The organism is Silvimonas amylolytica (assembly GCF_014645555.1).
Taxonomy (GTDB): Bacteria; Pseudomonadota; Gammaproteobacteria; order Burkholderiales; family Chitinibacteraceae; genus Silvimonas; species Silvimonas amylolytica.
The window spans coordinates 240,045-255,537 of the sequence record NZ_BMLY01000006.1 but is presented as its reverse complement, the minus strand read 5'-3'; the positions used below and the strand labels follow the sequence as shown (position 1 = coordinate 255,537).

The 15,493-nt window shown below is 57.6% G+C and carries 18 protein-coding genes; 6 read left to right on the top strand and 12 right to left on the bottom strand.

Going from position 1 to position 15,493, the window contains the following annotated elements; translation table 11 throughout:
• Window positions 1–3: 3 nt before the first annotated feature.
• The 5 genes from IEX44_RS16980 (at window position 4) to IEX44_RS16960 (ending at window position 6,370) form a co-directional block, all read left to right on the top strand.
• Window positions 4–984, top strand: a complete 981-nt coding sequence (locus IEX44_RS16980; RefSeq protein WP_188696731.1) for a DUF58 domain-containing protein — start codon at window positions 4–6, stop codon at window positions 982–984.
• Window positions 981–2,984: a transglutaminase TgpA family protein gene (locus IEX44_RS16975; RefSeq protein WP_188696728.1), complete on the top strand. Its 2,004-nt coding sequence runs from the start codon at window positions 981–983 to the stop codon at window positions 2,982–2,984. Before IEX44_RS16980 ends, IEX44_RS16975 begins: the two co-directional genes overlap by 4 nt.
• A 105-nt stretch (window positions 2,985–3,089) precedes the next feature.
• Window positions 3,090–4,208 (top strand): ferrochelatase, encoded by a 1,119-nt coding sequence (hemH, locus tag IEX44_RS16970; RefSeq protein WP_188696727.1) that lies wholly within the window; start codon window positions 3,090–3,092, stop codon window positions 4,206–4,208.
• An 82-nt stretch (window positions 4,209–4,290) separates the two neighbouring features.
• Window positions 4,291–4,989 carry a response regulator transcription factor gene (locus tag IEX44_RS16965; protein WP_188696724.1) on the top strand — a complete coding sequence of 233 codons (699 nt, stop codon included), beginning with the start codon at window positions 4,291–4,293 and terminating at the stop codon, window positions 4,987–4,989.
• Entirely contained in the window at window positions 4,979–6,370 is a 1,392-nt protein-coding gene (locus IEX44_RS16960; RefSeq protein WP_188696722.1) for a sensor histidine kinase, read from the top strand. Before IEX44_RS16965 ends, IEX44_RS16960 begins: the two co-directional genes overlap by 11 nt.
• A 29-nt stretch (window positions 6,371–6,399) precedes the next feature.
• On the opposite strand, the gene gspK is transcribed toward IEX44_RS16960, so the two are convergent.
• The 8 genes from gspK to purU are packed head-to-tail and all read right to left on the bottom strand — an operon-like array spanning window position 6,400 to window position 11,903.
• Window positions 6,400–7,344: a type II secretion system minor pseudopilin GspK gene (gene gspK / locus IEX44_RS16955; protein WP_188696720.1), complete on the bottom strand. Its 945-nt coding sequence runs from the start codon at window positions 7,342–7,344 to the stop codon at window positions 6,400–6,402.
• Window positions 7,341–7,943 carry a type II secretion system minor pseudopilin GspJ gene (gene gspJ / locus IEX44_RS16950; RefSeq protein WP_188696718.1) on the bottom strand — a complete coding sequence of 201 codons (603 nt, stop codon included), beginning with the start codon at window positions 7,941–7,943 and terminating at the stop codon, window positions 7,341–7,343. The genes gspK and gspJ overlap by 4 nt, the downstream gene beginning before the upstream one ends.
• Window positions 7,927–8,298 carry a type II secretion system minor pseudopilin GspI gene (gspI, locus tag IEX44_RS16945; protein WP_188696715.1) on the bottom strand — a complete coding sequence of 124 codons (372 nt, stop codon included), beginning with the start codon at window positions 8,296–8,298 and terminating at the stop codon, window positions 7,927–7,929. The genes gspJ and gspI overlap by 17 nt, the downstream gene beginning before the upstream one ends.
• Window positions 8,291–8,785, bottom strand: a complete 495-nt coding sequence (gene gspH / locus IEX44_RS16940) for a type II secretion system minor pseudopilin GspH (RefSeq protein WP_188696712.1) — start codon at window positions 8,783–8,785, stop codon at window positions 8,291–8,293. The genes gspI and gspH overlap by 8 nt, the downstream gene beginning before the upstream one ends.
• Window positions 8,786–8,809: 24 nt before the next feature.
• Window positions 8,810–9,262 carry a type II secretion system major pseudopilin GspG gene (gene gspG / locus IEX44_RS16935; protein ID WP_188696709.1) on the bottom strand — a complete coding sequence of 151 codons (453 nt, stop codon included), beginning with the start codon at window positions 9,260–9,262 and terminating at the stop codon, window positions 8,810–8,812.
• A gap of 8 nt (window positions 9,263–9,270) precedes the next feature.
• Window positions 9,271–10,473 carry a type II secretion system inner membrane protein GspF gene (gspF, locus tag IEX44_RS16930; RefSeq protein WP_188696704.1) on the bottom strand — a complete coding sequence of 401 codons (1,203 nt, stop codon included), beginning with the start codon at window positions 10,471–10,473 and terminating at the stop codon, window positions 9,271–9,273.
• Window positions 10,470–11,039, bottom strand: coding sequence for a hypothetical protein (locus IEX44_RS16925; RefSeq protein ID WP_188696701.1), 570 nt, complete (start codon window positions 11,037–11,039; stop codon window positions 10,470–10,472). Before IEX44_RS16925 ends, gspF begins: the two co-directional genes overlap by 4 nt.
• A 12-nt stretch (window positions 11,040–11,051) precedes the next feature.
• Window positions 11,052–11,903: a formyltetrahydrofolate deformylase gene (purU, locus tag IEX44_RS16920; RefSeq protein WP_188696698.1), complete on the bottom strand. Its 852-nt coding sequence runs from the start codon at window positions 11,901–11,903 to the stop codon at window positions 11,052–11,054.
• Window positions 11,904–12,047: 144 nt separating this feature from the next.
• On the opposite strand from purU, the gene trmL reads away from it, so the two are divergent.
• Complete coding sequence (gene trmL, locus IEX44_RS16915; protein ID WP_188696694.1) at window positions 12,048–12,515, top strand: tRNA (uridine(34)/cytosine(34)/5-carboxymethylaminomethyluridine(34)-2'-O)-methyltransferase TrmL; 468 nt, start codon at window positions 12,048–12,050, stop codon at window positions 12,513–12,515.
• Window positions 12,516–12,606: 91 nt separating this feature from the next.
• Here trmL and IEX44_RS16910 read toward each other — a convergent pair whose 3' ends face one another.
• From IEX44_RS16910 to IEX44_RS16895, 4 genes are all read right to left on the bottom strand, one after another.
• A complete protein-coding gene (locus tag IEX44_RS16910) occupies window positions 12,607–12,996 on the bottom strand; it encodes a group II truncated hemoglobin (RefSeq protein ID WP_229679249.1) in 390 nt (129 codons plus the stop codon).
• Between the two features lie 2 nt (window positions 12,997–12,998).
• Window positions 12,999–14,195 carry a formate-dependent phosphoribosylglycinamide formyltransferase gene (gene purT, locus IEX44_RS16905; protein WP_188696692.1) on the bottom strand — a complete coding sequence of 399 codons (1,197 nt, stop codon included), beginning with the start codon at window positions 14,193–14,195 and terminating at the stop codon, window positions 12,999–13,001.
• Window positions 14,196–14,366: 171 nt separating this feature from the next.
• On the bottom strand, window positions 14,367–14,564 hold the full coding sequence (locus IEX44_RS16900; protein WP_188696689.1) for a DUF3460 family protein: 198 nt from the start codon (window positions 14,562–14,564) through the stop codon (window positions 14,367–14,369).
• Window positions 14,565–14,604: 40 nt separating this feature from the next.
• A complete protein-coding gene (locus IEX44_RS16895; RefSeq protein WP_188696686.1) occupies window positions 14,605–15,393 on the bottom strand; it encodes an inositol monophosphatase family protein in 789 nt (262 codons plus the stop codon).
• Between the last annotated feature and the right edge of the window lie 100 nt (window positions 15,394–15,493).

Sequence of the window (15,493 nt, the reverse complement as noted above, 5' to 3'; positions counted from 1 at the left end):
CGCGTGCAAATCCCGTTTGTTCAATCTTTGCAGCACCGCGCTCAACAGTGGATGGATCGGCGCCACCCGCCAGTTGCCGGTACGGTCAGAGTCAAACAGAACCGCGTTTACGTGCTGCCTAGTGGCTTTGGCATGGCTTATGCGTTCACTTGCGTGCTGGTATTGATCGGGGCGATCAACTACCAGCTTAGTCTGGCGTACATGTTTGCTTTTCTGATGCTGGGCCTGGGGCACGCGGGGTTGATCCAGTCGTTTCGCAACCTGCTGGGACTCACCATCACGGCGGGTATGCCTCCCCCGGTCTTTGCAGGTGGAGCCGCGCATTTTCCGGTTCAACTGGGTGATGCCCGTACTTACACCCGGCACAACCTGCGTATCCACGCAGGTCGTAACAAGGAAGCCGTACAAGCCAGCCTGGCGGCGGGTGGGGAAGCCCAAGTCTGGCTGCCTGTGCCAGCGCCTGTGCGCGGCTGGCTAACCCTGCCTCGCATCACCGTCGAAACCCGTTACCCCACGGGCTGGTGCCGTGCGTGGACACACGCTCATCTCCATGCGCAATGCCTGGTTTACCCCGCACCGGAAAAAAACCCGCCAGCATGGCCGGACGGAGTTGGCGAAGAACAAACCGGCTTGCGCGCTCGCGCTGGCGAAGAAGACTTTGCCGGACTGCGGCAATATCAGCCCGGCGACACCTTCCGGCAGATTGCCTGGAAACAGTCTGCACGGCTGGAATGGCTGGCAGTCCGTACGCACGATGCGCCGCACTCTTCCATGCTGCGCCTGCGCTGGGAAGACACCGCAGGCCTGAACACTGAAGCCCGGCTATCACGCCTGACTGCCTGGGTTTTGCTGGCCGACGCCTCCGGACGACCTTATACGCTGACACTCCCAGGCCGACATATCGAGCCCGCCAGCGGCACTCGCCATCGTGAAACCTGTTTGCGGGCGCTTGCGCTGTTTGGCCTGCCCGAGGGCAAGTCATGACACGTCGACAGATCGTCGCCATGCCTTTGTTAATGCCCCCGTTTTACATTCTGGCAGCCGCTGTGACCTGTGCGTTGGCGCCAGTGCTACTGCAGGTTCCGGTCTGGCATAGCCTGCTGGTCTTGCTACCCATCATCTGGCGCCTCTGGCTGGCACATGCCGGCCGACCGGTTCCCCGCCCCGTGATGCGTATTGGCGTTGCGTTGGCACTGTTTGTTCCGATCTTGCTGCAATACCACACCTTGATCGGGCGCGAAGGTGGCGTTGCGGCGCTGGGCAGCCTCGTCGCGGTCAAATTTCTGGAAACCAGCAATCAGCGCGATGTGCGTGTACTGACGCTCCTGGCATTCTTCGCATGTAGCACCGGCTTTTTGATATCGCAGTCTCCCTTCATGATGCTGTACGCGGTGGTGAGCCTGGTTTTGATCTGCTTGCAACTGCTGGTCTGGATGCGTGAGGACGGGCACTTTGGGTGGCCTGACTTCTTGCGTGTACTGCGCATGCTGGCAGAGGCGCTACCAATCGCACTGATTCTGTTCGTGCTGTTTCCACGTCTGGCCACCCCGCTTTGGCGCATGCCCAACGATACCCAGCAGGCCCGCACCGGCTTGTCTGACAGCATGGAGCCTGGCAGCATCAGCGATCTGACCCAGGACGATAGCGTGGCCTTCCGGGTCGACTTCGACAACCTGACACCTCAGCGCGCGCAAATGTACTGGCGCGGGCCAGTGATGGAATTGTTCGACGGCGTCAGTTGGCGCGCAGGCATACCGGGCCGCGTGCAGCCCGAAATTCTCATGCATGGCCTGCAATATCACTACACCATCACGCTTGAGCCCACCCAGCGCAACTGGTTAATGGCCATGGACATTCCGGTCCAAATCCCCTCCGATACGAGGCTGTCCAACAACCTCCAGGCCTTGTCGCGCGGCCCGGTCGCCCAACGGCAGCAATTCACCTTTACCAGTGCCACCCACTGGCAGATTCAGAATGAAGACGCTTTGCGTCTGAAACGGGATCTGGCACTACCCAAAGACATCAATCCACAAGCGCGTGCACTCGCTGCGCAATGGGCCGACCTGCCACCCGCACTGCGGGTAGGCGCAGCACTGGATTTCCTGCGGCAAGGACACTATCAGTACACCCTTGGCCCCCCATTGCTGACCGGCCGAAACCGCGTGGATGAGTTGTTGTTTCAAACACGCGCAGGCTTTTGCGAACACTACGCGGGCGCATTCGCCTTCCTGATGCGTGCTGCCGGCATACCTGCCCGTGTCGTCGGCGGCTACCTCGGCGGCGAATACAACCGCACTGGCAATTACTGGATTGTCCGGCAAGCGTCTGCGCATGCCTGGACGGAGGTCTGGCTTGATGGCCAGGGTTGGCAACGGGTCGATCCAACCTCCGTGGTTGCCCCCGAACGCATTTCACGCGGACTGCAAAGTGCCGTGCCGGCGACCGACCCGCTGCCTTATCTGCTGCGCAATGAAGATGGCTGGGCAGGCTCTGTACGGCTGCAGTGGGATGCGATCATGCATGGCTGGGATAAATGGGTCGTCGGTTACAACGCGGAACGACAAATGCGCGTGTTGAACCGGTTGGGCATCGACAATATGGTCTCAGCGCAATTTACGATCTTGCTTGCTGGCGGCTTCGGAGTGGTGCTGATCATCTATCTGGTCTCAACCCAGGATTGGCGACGCAAACGACGCACCGACCCGGCGCAGCAGCACTGGCTGGCATTTGAGCGCAAGCTGACCCGGGTTGGCGTGGTTCCTGCCGCTGGCGAGGGGCCGCTCAACTATGCCCGCCGTGCCGCTGCCCATCTGCCAGCCCAACAAGCCGAGATTCTGGCCATTGCCAGCCAGTATCTGGCTATCCGCTACGGTTTTGCCACGGATGCTTTACCCGGTCTGGCGCGCGCCATTCAACGCTTTCAAGTGTTTAATCCGGCGACCCGCGGCAAACCTCACAGGCAGAAGCAGACAGCGGAACTTTAACCGGTTCTTCGTCGCGAGCGGGCGTGGCTGTTATGATATGCCGCCTGTCCGTCGCGCCCCGCAGAGGGCATCAGGCCCCGCCAACGCCAACCAGGGACTCCGTGCATGCCTCGCTTTGCCAAAGAGCCAGAATACCGTCATGGCAGCATTGCCAGAACCGGCATCCTCTTGATCAACCTGGGTACACCCGACGCTGCGACACCCGCTGCGGTACGCCGTTATCTTCGCCAATTCTTGTCTGATCCGCGCGTGGTAGAAATTCCGCGGTTGATCTGGCTGATCATTCTTAATCTGTTTGTTCTGACTACGCGCCCGGCCAAATCTGCTGCCAAATACGCGCTCATCTGGACGCGGGAAGGTTCCCCGCTGCTGATGTGGAGCATCAAGCAAGCCAAATTGCTCAAAGGTTTGCTGGGCGAACGTGCAGCGCGTTATGGCGCGCCGGCACCTGCAGTCGCGCTGGGCATGCGCTATGGAAATCCATCGATCGCTAGCGCCATGGATGAACTCAAGGCGGCCGGGTGCGACCGGATTCTGGTCATGCCCATGTATCCGCAATATGCCGCCAGCACCACCGCCAGCGCTTATGACGCTGTATTTGCCCACATGGCATGTTATCGCAACGCACCGGAATTACGGCTGGTGAAGTCCTGGCATGACTATCCCGGATATATCACCGCACTGGCGGCCCGTATCCGCAAAAGCTGGGAAGAAAATGGCCGGGGTGAGCACCTGGTGATGAGTTTTCATGGCCTGCCGCGCTATACGCTTGACCAGGGCGACCCGTATTACTGTCATTGCCAGAAAACCGCACGCCTTCTGGCGGCGGCACTGCAGCTGGAAGAAAGCGAATACACCGTCGCCTTTCAGTCACGATTTGGCCGTACCCGCTGGCTGGAGCCTTACACCAGCGTCGCTCTGACCCAGCTTGCGCGGGGTGGCGTAAAAACAGTCGACGTGTTTTGCCCGGGTTTTGTCGCTGATTGCCTGGAAACGCTGGAAGAGATCGCCATGGAAGGCAAGCAGACCTTCCTCGCCGCAGGCGGCAAGACACTCAACCACATTCCTTGCCTTAATGATAATTCCGGCTGGATATCTGCTTTAGCTGACTTTGTAGCCATTCAACTTACAAACTGGCCGACGACAGGTCAAACCGGGGAGCCCCCGCTGGAAGCCGCGAAAATAGCCAATCTACGCGCTCAAAAACTTGGCGCGAAACAATAATGCAAAATAATTCTTGGGCAATTAGCCAATTCCAGTTACACTCAACGGTAAGCTTAATCTTACAACCGGAAGGAATCCCCTCATGAGCACTCGGCTCTTTCTCGCCGAAGACGATCTCATCCTTGCGGATGCTCTGAAAACCAGTTTGTCGCAGGCTGACTTCCAGGTCGACTGTGTCAACGACGGCTCTCTGGCGCTGCAGATTCTTCTTCACAATGATTACGATGTAGTCGTGCTGGATATCGGCCTGCCGAACATGGATGGTCTGACCGTGTTGCGAAACATTCGTCAGCACAAGCCTTCCCTGCCCATTTTGATTCTTACGGCGCTGGATGGTCTGGAAGATCGCGTTGCGGGTCTGGATGCCGGTGCGGATGATTACCTGGCCAAGCCGTTTGAGTTTGCTGAACTGGAAGCGCGCCTGCGCGCACTCTTGCGTCGCAGCCAGATCTTGCCGCAGTCCGTGCAGCAACTGGGCAATTTGCGTCTTGATCGTGCCGGTCAGCGTGCCTGGTGTAATGACACTCCGCTGGATCTCTCTGCACGTGAACTGACCGTGCTGGAAATCCTGATGTCGAACATCGATCGCGTGGTCACCAAGGAACAGATCGTTTCCGAACTGGGTTCGGACAACGCTGAAGTTGGCCTGAACGCGATTGAAGTGTACGTACACCGTCTGCGCAAGAAGCTCGAGCCGTGTGGTGTTGTGATCCGGACCATCCGCGGTCTGGGTTATTTGCTGGAAAAACAGCAGCCCCACTCGGCGTTCGATGCAGGCTAAGTATTCGCTCAAACGCCAGCTTCTACTCTGGCTTTTGATACCCCAGCTAGTCCTGTGGCTGGCTGGGGCGTTACTTAGTTTCCAGGTTGCCAGTCACTTTGCCAATGAAGTGATCGACAACAGCCTTCTACAACTGGCCAACTCTCTGGCCAGACAAGTTCATGTAGAAGGCGGCAAGGCCATTGCCCGCTTTCCCGAAGCGACGCACCTGTTGCTGGATACGTCACCGGACGACCAGTTGCTTTATGCTGTTTCTGGTTCCGACGGCCAGAAAATCCTCGGCAATTTCAGTTTCCCCGCTGCCGCAGACATCAAACAAAAACCCGGTAACGAGCCTGTATTCAGCAATCTGATGCAGCTGCCCTCGCCCGTGCGCATGGTTTCGATTTATTACCCGCTCGACAAAGCGGGCTGGATTCACATCGAAGCCGCCAAGAGTCTGGCCAGCCGCAATCATTTGTCACGCCAGATTATGCTGACCATCGCCTTGCCGTTAGGTGGATTGCTGGTAGTGATGAGCTTCCTGGTCTGGCTGGGTATCAACCGCGGCCTGCGTCCACTCAATGGTTTGCAGCGCCTTGTAGAAAAGCGCTCACCTCAGGATCAGGCGCCGTTCGAACTCAGTCACGCACCGCAAGAACTGCATGCACTGGCCAAGGCCTTGACGCAGCTTTTATCGACCACTCATGAAAGCGTCGCCCGCCAACGCCGTTTTATTGCGGATGCAGCCCACCAGTTACGCACGCCGTTGGCGGGCCTTAAGTCCCAGACTGAACTGGCCATGCGTGAAACCGAACCAGAACAGTTACGCGCCCGGCTGCACATGGTGCACACCAGCGCCACCCGCAGCATTCACCTCGTCAATCAGCTCTTAACGCTGGCGCGGTCAGAACCCGGCACGCAAAGTGGCATGCCGCGCGTAAAGGTTGATCTGGCACGATTGATCCGCGATCTGACTGCCGAATCTGTTCCCAGGGCTCTGGCCGCAGGGATGGATCTGGGCTGCGACACCGCGCTCAACGAAGCGGTCATCGAAGGCAACTCCGCGCTTCTGCGCGAGCTTTTTGTCAATCTGGTCGAGAACGCCATCAAGTACATCCCGCGCGGAGGCAATATCACCGTGCGCCTGACTGAAGATGACACTCGCTACGTCGTGGAAGTAGAAGACAGCGGTTCAGGTATTCCCGATGATGACAAACCACGCGTGTTTGAGCGCTTTTACCGGCGGGAGCAAACCGGCAATGGCTGCGGCCTTGGTATGGCTATCGTCAAGGAAATTGCTGAACGCCATGGTGGTTCGGTCAGCCTGCTCGATGCCAAGCCCCACGGCCTGATCGTTCATGTGGAATTACCCAAAGAACAGCGACGCCTCTCTGCCTGACCTGCAAAGAGCCTTTAGCCCTGCAGGTTTTACTCCCGGCGCAACCAGACAATCCGCGGAATATCTGTAGACTTGCGTTCCAGCAGGGCCGCATAGCGCAAGCTCACCCGCCCGAAATGGGCGTCAATCTCATTGATAAAGTACGTACTTTGCACAGACAAATCCGCCGAGACCACGGTGGGTTTGGCCACATCTGGCAACGCATTGATGAAATCTGTGGTGTTGGCAAAGTACGAACCTGCCCGCTTGGCAACGACGCCCTGAGCCTGCGTCACCGTCAGCCCAGGCACAACGGCAGCCAACACTTCCGCACTGGCAAAATTGACGTTTACCGCAGTCTGGATCGGCAATACGGTAACAAACGGGCGCAATACGTTGATCACATCGGGAGTGAAACCACGCACCCGACTCAAAGACCCAAGATCAACCAGGCGTTGATTGGCAGCACGATACGGCGGCGTGGCTTGCAGATATTCATTGTCCTCAGCGCCACCAGGACTGCGGGTATCCGAATCTGCATCTTCCCAGTCGACCAGCGCATTAACGAGGTCTGGCGAGACGGACAAAGAGGCAAACAGCTTCTTGCAAGCCGTGATTTCCACTTCATTGGCCTGCCCGGTATCGCTCACCAGGTTGTTCAGATTGAAAAACCCGTTCTGCTCCACGACGCGGCCGCCGGCACGTCCGTTTTCGACTGGAATGGACGGAATGGGAATATTCCATGGCTCCAGCATATGGTCGACTTGATTGAGCCGGTAGTCATCCTTGAGCGTCAGCCGCCCCAGGTTGATCGAGGCACGAACCACCCCCATGGCTTCGGCCTGATCCATCTGGTTTTCCAACTGACGAAACCAAAGTCCTTGCCGCCAGGCAATCCACGAAGCCAATGCCGCCACCAATGCAGCCAGACCTACGGCAGTAAGGATCGCGATGCCACGTTGGCGCGCGGCAGAAGTCACACGGGGTTGTCTCATGGCAGGGCGAAAATCCGGGTAACCGGGCCCTGCCCGGTTTGTTGGATGACAATGCGCACCGCGCGTGGCAAGACATCAGCGCTGCCTGCCACCGGCCATTTGCTTTGCCAGTTTGTGGCGCTATCCATGAACGAGACTTCAAACCGCTCCACGTGATCAAACATGACATGAATTTGCGGCACTGTTCTTGGTGCTTGATCCAGGCTATCCCACTGCATCATTTCCAGCCGGCCATCCTTAAGCCGATAGCCTACATGAATAGGCTCCTGATCCCGGTTGGCGCGCACCAGTTGCAGAAGCGGCCAGTCCGGATTATCTGGCTGGGCGTTTCCCTCTACGGGCGGCTGAGTCACACCACCACTATCGCGCCAACTGCGGCTCAACACCTGAGTTACATCATCATCAAAGCGGCCCAGCACCAGCGTCATATCACGCCAGTGGGTGGTTTCTGCATCCAGCCTGATTTTGGTATCAACCATGGTCGACAAGCCGCGAAAGGCGATCAGCGACATCACCGCAAAAATGGCCAGCGCGATCAGGATTTCGATCAGCGTGAAACCGGACTGGCGTTGGGTGGTCGGGTTATTGAACGCGCGCAAGGTAGCTCACCAGCGTCGCAGCGGCATGCTGCGGATCATTCTGTTCATAGACCGTGATTTCCAGCCGCCGGAAAGAACGGTTGGGGGATGGGCCAACGTTGATACGCCAGGTAAATGTCTCGCCCGCCTGGTCTTCCGCACCGCTTGATTGCCCGGTCTCCGGGAAGTCACGACGCGCCGTGAGCTCGGCCAGCCGGTTTTCTGCCACCCAGCCCGCAAGCATCCGGGTACGAAAATCCATTGCAGAATCAGTAGCAAAACTGGTGGCCTTGAGTGCCGCAACAAGAGCGATGGCGACAACCGCCAGCGCAACCATCACTTCAATCAGCGTAAAGCCGCGCTGGCGCTCAAGCATTCGGCTCGACCTTGTGCGCATTTACCCGCCCCATGACATCGCCTTCCAGCAACCATTGGTTGCTACCCACTTCCAGTTCAACGGTGAACGGCTGATTGACGCCCGAGGCCTCAAACACGATGCGCTCGCCCAGACGCAACTCTCGCAAGTTGGCGGTCTGCCGCGTAATGCGCAAATCACCTGGCAGCTCATAAGGCTTGAGCACCTCATGATTGGGAATAGCCTGCCAGTTGTTCTGATCGTCCTGGACCCAGAACTGGTAGCCATGCCCATCGGTCGACCAGCCGACTGTACGGCCACCGGCAATGGCTTCGTCGCGCGCATCCTCCAGCACGGCGGCAAGCCGGTTAGCCTCACGTTCGGCAATCTGGCCATCAGACTGGCCCAGCTTGATCACCGCCAGGCCAAGAATGATGCCAATCAGCGCCAGCGTGACCAGAATTTCGATCAGCGTGAAGCCGCGCGTAAGACGCCGGGGAGCAGACATTCAGGAAACCGCAGCAGCTGTCAGTTATTGTTGCCAGGAGCCAATGTCGGCATCGTAGCCTTCACCGCCTGACTGGCCATCAGCGCCATAGCTCATCACGTCGATTTCGCCGTGCAAACCCGGGTTGAGGTAAACGTAATCATTGCCCCACGGATCTTTCGGCAGTTTTTCCAGATACCCACCTGTTTTCCAGTTGGTTGGCGCCGGGGTTGCGGAGGGTTTCTCAACGAGTGCTTTGAGACCTTGTTCAGTCGTTGGATAACGGCCGTTATCCAGCTTGTAGAGCTTGAGTGCCTGAATGACCGAACGGATGTCCTGCTTGGCAGCCACCACGCGCGCATCGTTGGGGCGATCCATGATTTTGGGCACAATCAAAGCACCCAGAATGGCCAGAATGGTAATCACCACCAGAATTTCAATCAGGGTAAAACCGCGCTGGGCGGCGCCGGCGGCACGCCGGGATGCTGCTGCAAACATGGAAATCCTCATTTGACCAATTGGTTCATTTCAAAAACAGGAAGCAAAATCGCCAGCACAATCAACAACACAACAATACCCATGGCCAGCACCATGATCGGCCCCAGCAAACTGGTAAAGGTGGCGACCCGGTTTTCCAGCTCCAGACTCTGCTGCGCAGCAGCTTTATCCAGCATGTATTCCAGGCGCCCGGTGGCCTCACCACTGCCGATCAAATGGATCAGCACCGGCGGAAACAAACTGCTTTGGGCCAGCGCACGTGACAACGGCACCCCTTCGCGCACCTGGCGGGCGGCTTCTTCCACGGCTTCTCTGAGCGGCAGATTGTTGATCACCCCGACTGCAGCTTGCAGTGCCTTGAGTAGCGGCACCCCGCTTCCGACCAGAATGGCCAGCGTCGAGGCCAGCCGTGCCGTATTTCCAGCACGCTCAAAACGGCCAAACAAGGGCACACGCAAGCGCCACGCATCAAAACGCCGACGCACTGATTCTTGCTTGAGCGCCTGCCAGCCGCCGACGCCCAAACCAATCAGCACCAGCAAAATCAGCCATCCCCAGCCCCGCACAGCCGCAGAAGCCCACAGCATGGCGCGAGTCAAAAATGGCAGTTCAGTTTTGGCACTTTGAAAGACCGTCACCATTTGTGGCACCACCCAAGTCAGCAGACCGACCACCACAATGATGGATACGGCCATGACCACTGCCGGATACACAAATGCCAACGCCACTTTGGACGCCAGCGCAGCGCGCGCTTCGAGGTAATCGGCCAGTCGTTGCATGACCGTTGCCGCCCGGCCTGATTCCTCACCCGCGGCAACAATCGTGCGATAAAGCTCCGGAAAAGCCTTGCCCTGCCGTGAAAGCGCCTGGGAAAGCGAGGCGCCGGCCAGGATTTCGCTGCGCAGCGCACCAGCTAATTGTTTTTCATGCTCATCTTCGCTTTGTTCGATCAGCACGGCCAACGCTTGTTCAACCGTCAGGCTGGCATCCAGCAGTGTGGCGAGCTGACGAGTCCATACCGCCAGACGTTGCCCTCCCAGGCCCTTGCGGCGACCGGCTTTACCGCGAGCCGTACTGATTTCGCCCAGTTCACTCACCCATAAACCCTGCTCGCGCAGCATGCTACGAGCATGGCGCTGGGTATCGGCTTCAATCATGCCGCGTTTATTGGCGCCGTCCTGACTGGTCGCTACGTAGCGAAAAGCGGTCACAACCCGATCTCCTCGGCGGTTGGTGCACTGGTTGGGGGTTCGTCGTGAATCCAGCCCATCTGGCTAGCGACAGCGGTTGCCCCGGACACCAGCAAAAGTGCCACGGGCAAAAAGGACAAAACAGCGATGATGGCACTGGCAAGTTTCTGGCGTGTGGCAATCATCAGTGCGCGTACGGAAACAGCCATGCCATAGGCCATCAATACAAATTGCAGCAGATTGCCGAGGCCAACAGGCAATTGCGCGAGTGCTGGCGCAACCAGTTCTGGCGTAGAACACAGCACCATCAGTGGAAACAAACTCCCTTCGAGCGGCTTGCGTTCGGTAATGCGATACCAAAGCATTAACCACACGGCCAGCAGCACGGTTTCCAGCCAGTTCAACGCCATAAAGAACAGCAAGCGTGCGCCTGCACTGGCGTCCAGGTCGGTGCTCGACGCAGCATCGGCCATGCCGATGAGACACAGCCACACTGCCGGCAACCAGGCAGCGTAGCTATATTCTTCGAGCGATTTGACGCGCATCAGGCAAATATCGAGCGCGTCCCGTAGAAAACGTGCAAGCACTTGGCGTCAGGCTCAGGCGAAGATCACGGTTTTGTTGGCAAACACCAGCACACGGTTTTCCAGGTGCCATTTGACGGCGCGCGACAGCACAACTTTTTCAAGATCACGGCCTTTGCGAACCAGCTCTTCCACGTCATCACGATGCGAAATGCGGATCACGTCTTGCTCGATGATCGGGCCATCATCCAGAATTTCAGTCACGTAATGGCTAGTGGCGCCGATCAGCTTCACGCCACGGGCAAAGGCGCGGTGGTACGGCTTGGCGCCATCAAAGGCGGGCAAGAAACTATGATGGATGTTGATCACGCGTTGCGGGTAGCGTGCGGTGAAGTCATGCGACAACACCTGCATGTAGCGAGCCAGCACGATCAGATCAACACCGTTGTCTTCCAGCAGTTTGCGCTGGGCTTCTTCGGCTTCGACCTTGTTGTCTTTGGTCACCGGAATGACATGGTACGGCACACCGTAGAATTCGGTAATTGCGCGGCAATCTTCGTGATTGGAGATGACCAGCGGAATGTCGCAACCAAGCTCACCGCTTTGATGGCGATGCAGCAAATCCACGAGACAGTGGTCATACTTCGAGACAAAAATCGCCATGCGCGGACGGCGTGTGGTCAACGCGACCTTCCATTGCATATTGAACCGATCTGCAATGGGCTGAAAAGCAGGCGCAAAAGCCGCCATATCCAGCGTAAAATCCGTCAGATCCCATTCCACCCGCATCAGGAACAAATCGTCAGTCACGTCCTGGTGCTGATCGGAATGAACAATGTTGGCGTTATAGGTGTACAGAAAGTTGGCGATGGCAGCCGACAGACCTTTGCGGTCTGGGCAACTGATCAGCAGCGTGGCGGTATTCATGCAGCAATCCGGTTGAAACTTTGTCAGCCGGTGATTCTAGCAGCAACCTTCACGCCATGGCATCGCACAATCATCGAAGCCGGCATTCTGACCGGATTTGCTGTGCACATGCCGCGTTTTCACTCATTACAAAACAAGCAGAACATGTTTCATATCGTCCTCTTCCAGCCTGAAATCCCGCCGAACACCGGCAATGTCATTCGTCTTGCCGCCAACACCGGCTGCACCTTGCACCTGGTCAAGCCCATGGGCTTTGAACTTGATGACGCCCGCATGCGCCGCGCCGGGCTGGACTACCATGAATTTGCCGAAATGCAGGTGCATGAAGGCTGGGATGCACTGATCGCTGCCCTGCCCGCTGACGCCCGTGTGTTTGCCATGACGACCAAGGGGAGCTCACTGTTTCAGACGGTGGTCTATCAACCTGGCGATGTATTTGTATTTGGCCCGGAAACGCGCGGCTTGCCACCTGAGATTCTGGAAAAATTCGCGCCGGAAAACCGCATTCGCCTGCCGATGTTTCCGCAGAACCGGAGCCTGAATTTATCCAATGCCGTGGCAGTGACCGTATTTGAGGCCTGGCGGCAGTCTGGGTATGAAGGTGGAGTTTGACTGACTCGGACCTCAGTGCACGTGCTCGCCGCCTTGCCAAAACAAAAAAGCCCCGATCACTTCGGGGCTTTTTTGTACAGCGACAACTGGATTACCGATTGCGCATAAAATCCGCTGTGCGAAAAAACGCATCTTCCAGGTGATCCCGCAATGCCTGCTCCATCGACAACTCATCCATCGCCGTATACATGCACAGCAACCACTGATCGCGAGCATCCTCATCCACCGCAAACGGCATATGCCGCGCACGCAACATCGGATGACCGTACTTCTCGATAAAGAGCGACGGCCCACCCAGCCAGCCCGACAGAAACTCAAACAGTTTCTGTCTGATAGGGGTCAGATCCGGTCCGTGCATTTTCCGTAATGGCACCACACGCGGATCGGTATCCATAATGTCGTAAAAACGGTCTACCAAATGCCGCAACGGCGTTTCGCCGCCCAGCATCTCGTACGGGGTGAGTTGCTTGACGTCTTCCACACTCAACCTTTGACCGGTTTGACGAGGCTGGCGGCCAGCTTGGCACGTTCGCGGGCTTGATCAGTGTCGTCACCTGCGGCGACAGCCACACCCATGCGGCGGCGCTCAAATGCTTCTGGCTTGCCGAAGAGGCGAACATCCGCACGAGGCACGGCCAGCGCCTTTTCAACGCCTTCAAAGGCAATGCCCTTTTCTTCCATGCCGCCATACACCACGGCGCTGGCACCCGGCTCACGCAGGGATACATCGACCGGCAGCTTCAGGATGGCGCGGGCGTGCAGTTCAAACTCTGAGAAGCGTTGGCTGGTCAGTGTCACAAGGCCGGTATCGTGGGGGCGTGGGCTCACTTCAGAGAACCAGACTTCATCACCCTTCACAAACAACTCGACGCCGAACAAACCACGACCACCCAGGTTGCTGGTGATCTTTTTGGCGATGTCTCGCGAACGCTCCAGCGCCAGCGGGCTCATGCGTTGCGGTTGCCAGCTTTCCACATAGTCGCCCTTCACTTGCACGTGACCGATCGGATCGCAGAAGAAAGTTTCCACTTCGCCGGATTGACCCACAGCGCGGACGGTCAGTTGGGTGATTTCGTACTCAAAATCAATAAAGCCTTCGACGATGACTTTGCCTTGATTCACACGGCTGCCGCTGGCGGCGTATTCCCAGGCTGGCACGACGTCTGCTTCGGAACGCAGGAAAGATTGACCCTTGCCAGAGGACGACATCACCGGCTTGACCAGGCACGGATAACCGATCTCGGCAATCGCGGCCTGCATTTCTTCGAGCGAAGATGCAAAACGATATGGAGAGGTCGGCAGGCCCAGTTCTTCCGCAGCCAGGCGACGAATGCCTTCGCGGTTCATGGTCAGATTGGTCGCACGCGCGGTCGGGATCACTTCGGCCAGACCATCGGCTTCAATGCGCAGCAGCTCTTCCGTCGCAATGGCTTCGATCTCCGGCACGATCAGGTGCGGGCGCTCTTGCTCGACCAGCGCACGCAGCGCCTTCGGGTCAGCCATGTTAATGACGTGGCTACGATGCGCAACCTGCATGCCCGGTGCGTCCGGGTAACGGTCGACACCAATGACTTCAACCCCGAGGCGTTGCAGGGCAATGATGACTTCTTTGCCCAGTTCGCCGCAGCCAAGCAGCATGACACGGGTGGCAGAGGTAGAAAGCGGTGTTCCGATACGCATGACAAACTCCTGGATCAATCAGACTGGGCATGAATTTGGAAGGGCCGAATCTTACCACGCTCGCAGCCTGGGTGGCTGCGTACTTGCCCAGCGGCTCAACGCCTGCAACAGACATGAAAAAAGGCCGGGAAACCGGCCTTTTTTCATGAACGTACACTGGTGATCTGGCGATCAGTCAGCCTGATACGGATAAGACTTTTGCGCCACACGCGAAGCGTCGTTGCGCGCTTTTTCATCCAGATTGATCGGGGCTTTGTCCCACAGCAGGGAACGGCCTTCGACCTGGCCCGTAGCCACGTCCTTGTGCTCGGACAGGTAGCCGCGCATGAACTGGGTGAATTCAGAAACGTAGTTAATATCTTGAGCCATGGATGCAAAACACCGTGTTTGTTTTTTTGCGATGCAGTGATTATACCGGCAAGCTGCGCAAAGCGGGGAGCACTTGTGCATGCAGCGCTGCATTGCCTGCAGCCAGCACGCGCCCTGCACTCCCCAGACGCAGCGGCTCGCCCTGCCAGTCTGTCATTGCCCCGCCCGCACCGATGATCACCGGCGCCAGGGCGGCATAGTCGTGCAACTTCAGGCCCTCTTCTACCACCAGATCAAGCCAACCCGCCGCGACTTGACCATACAAATAGCCATCACCACCGTAGACCGGATAACGGCATGTTTTAACCAGATCTTTGAATACGTCAGCGCAAGTCTCAAGGTGCTCCGGCCCGGTGGTGCCTATTTTTGCTTCGCCCAGATCGCTGATCTTGCTCGTCTCGATGACTTTGCCATTGAGCGTACTAGGTACACCGACGCCACCAATCCAGCGGTCATTCACGATGGGCTGGTTGATGACACCCAGCACCGGTTTGCCAAAGTGCAACAGACCAATCAACGTGACAAACAGCGGCCGGCCTACCGTAAACGACTTGGTACCATCAATGGGATCAAGCACCCAGACCCATTCGGCGTCCGTGTTTTCTTCACCATGCTCTTCGCCAATGATGCCGTCATTGGGGCGTACGGCACGAATCCGCTCACGCATGACGCGTTCGGCTTCGCGGTCAGCCACAGTGACCGGGCTGTCATCCGCTTTGGAGACAATGGAGACATCCTGGCGGTAGTAGCTGCGGATGGTCTGACCGGAAATATCCGCCAGTTCGTGAGCGAGGGCGATCAAATCCGGGGAAATCGTGGGTTGACTCATGGTGATCTATACCTTTTTGGCGTCGGCGCGCAGCCTAACACGATCTGCTGGCGGCAGGAAACGGATGAATTATCGCAGTGATCCCCATGGCGCTGTTCTA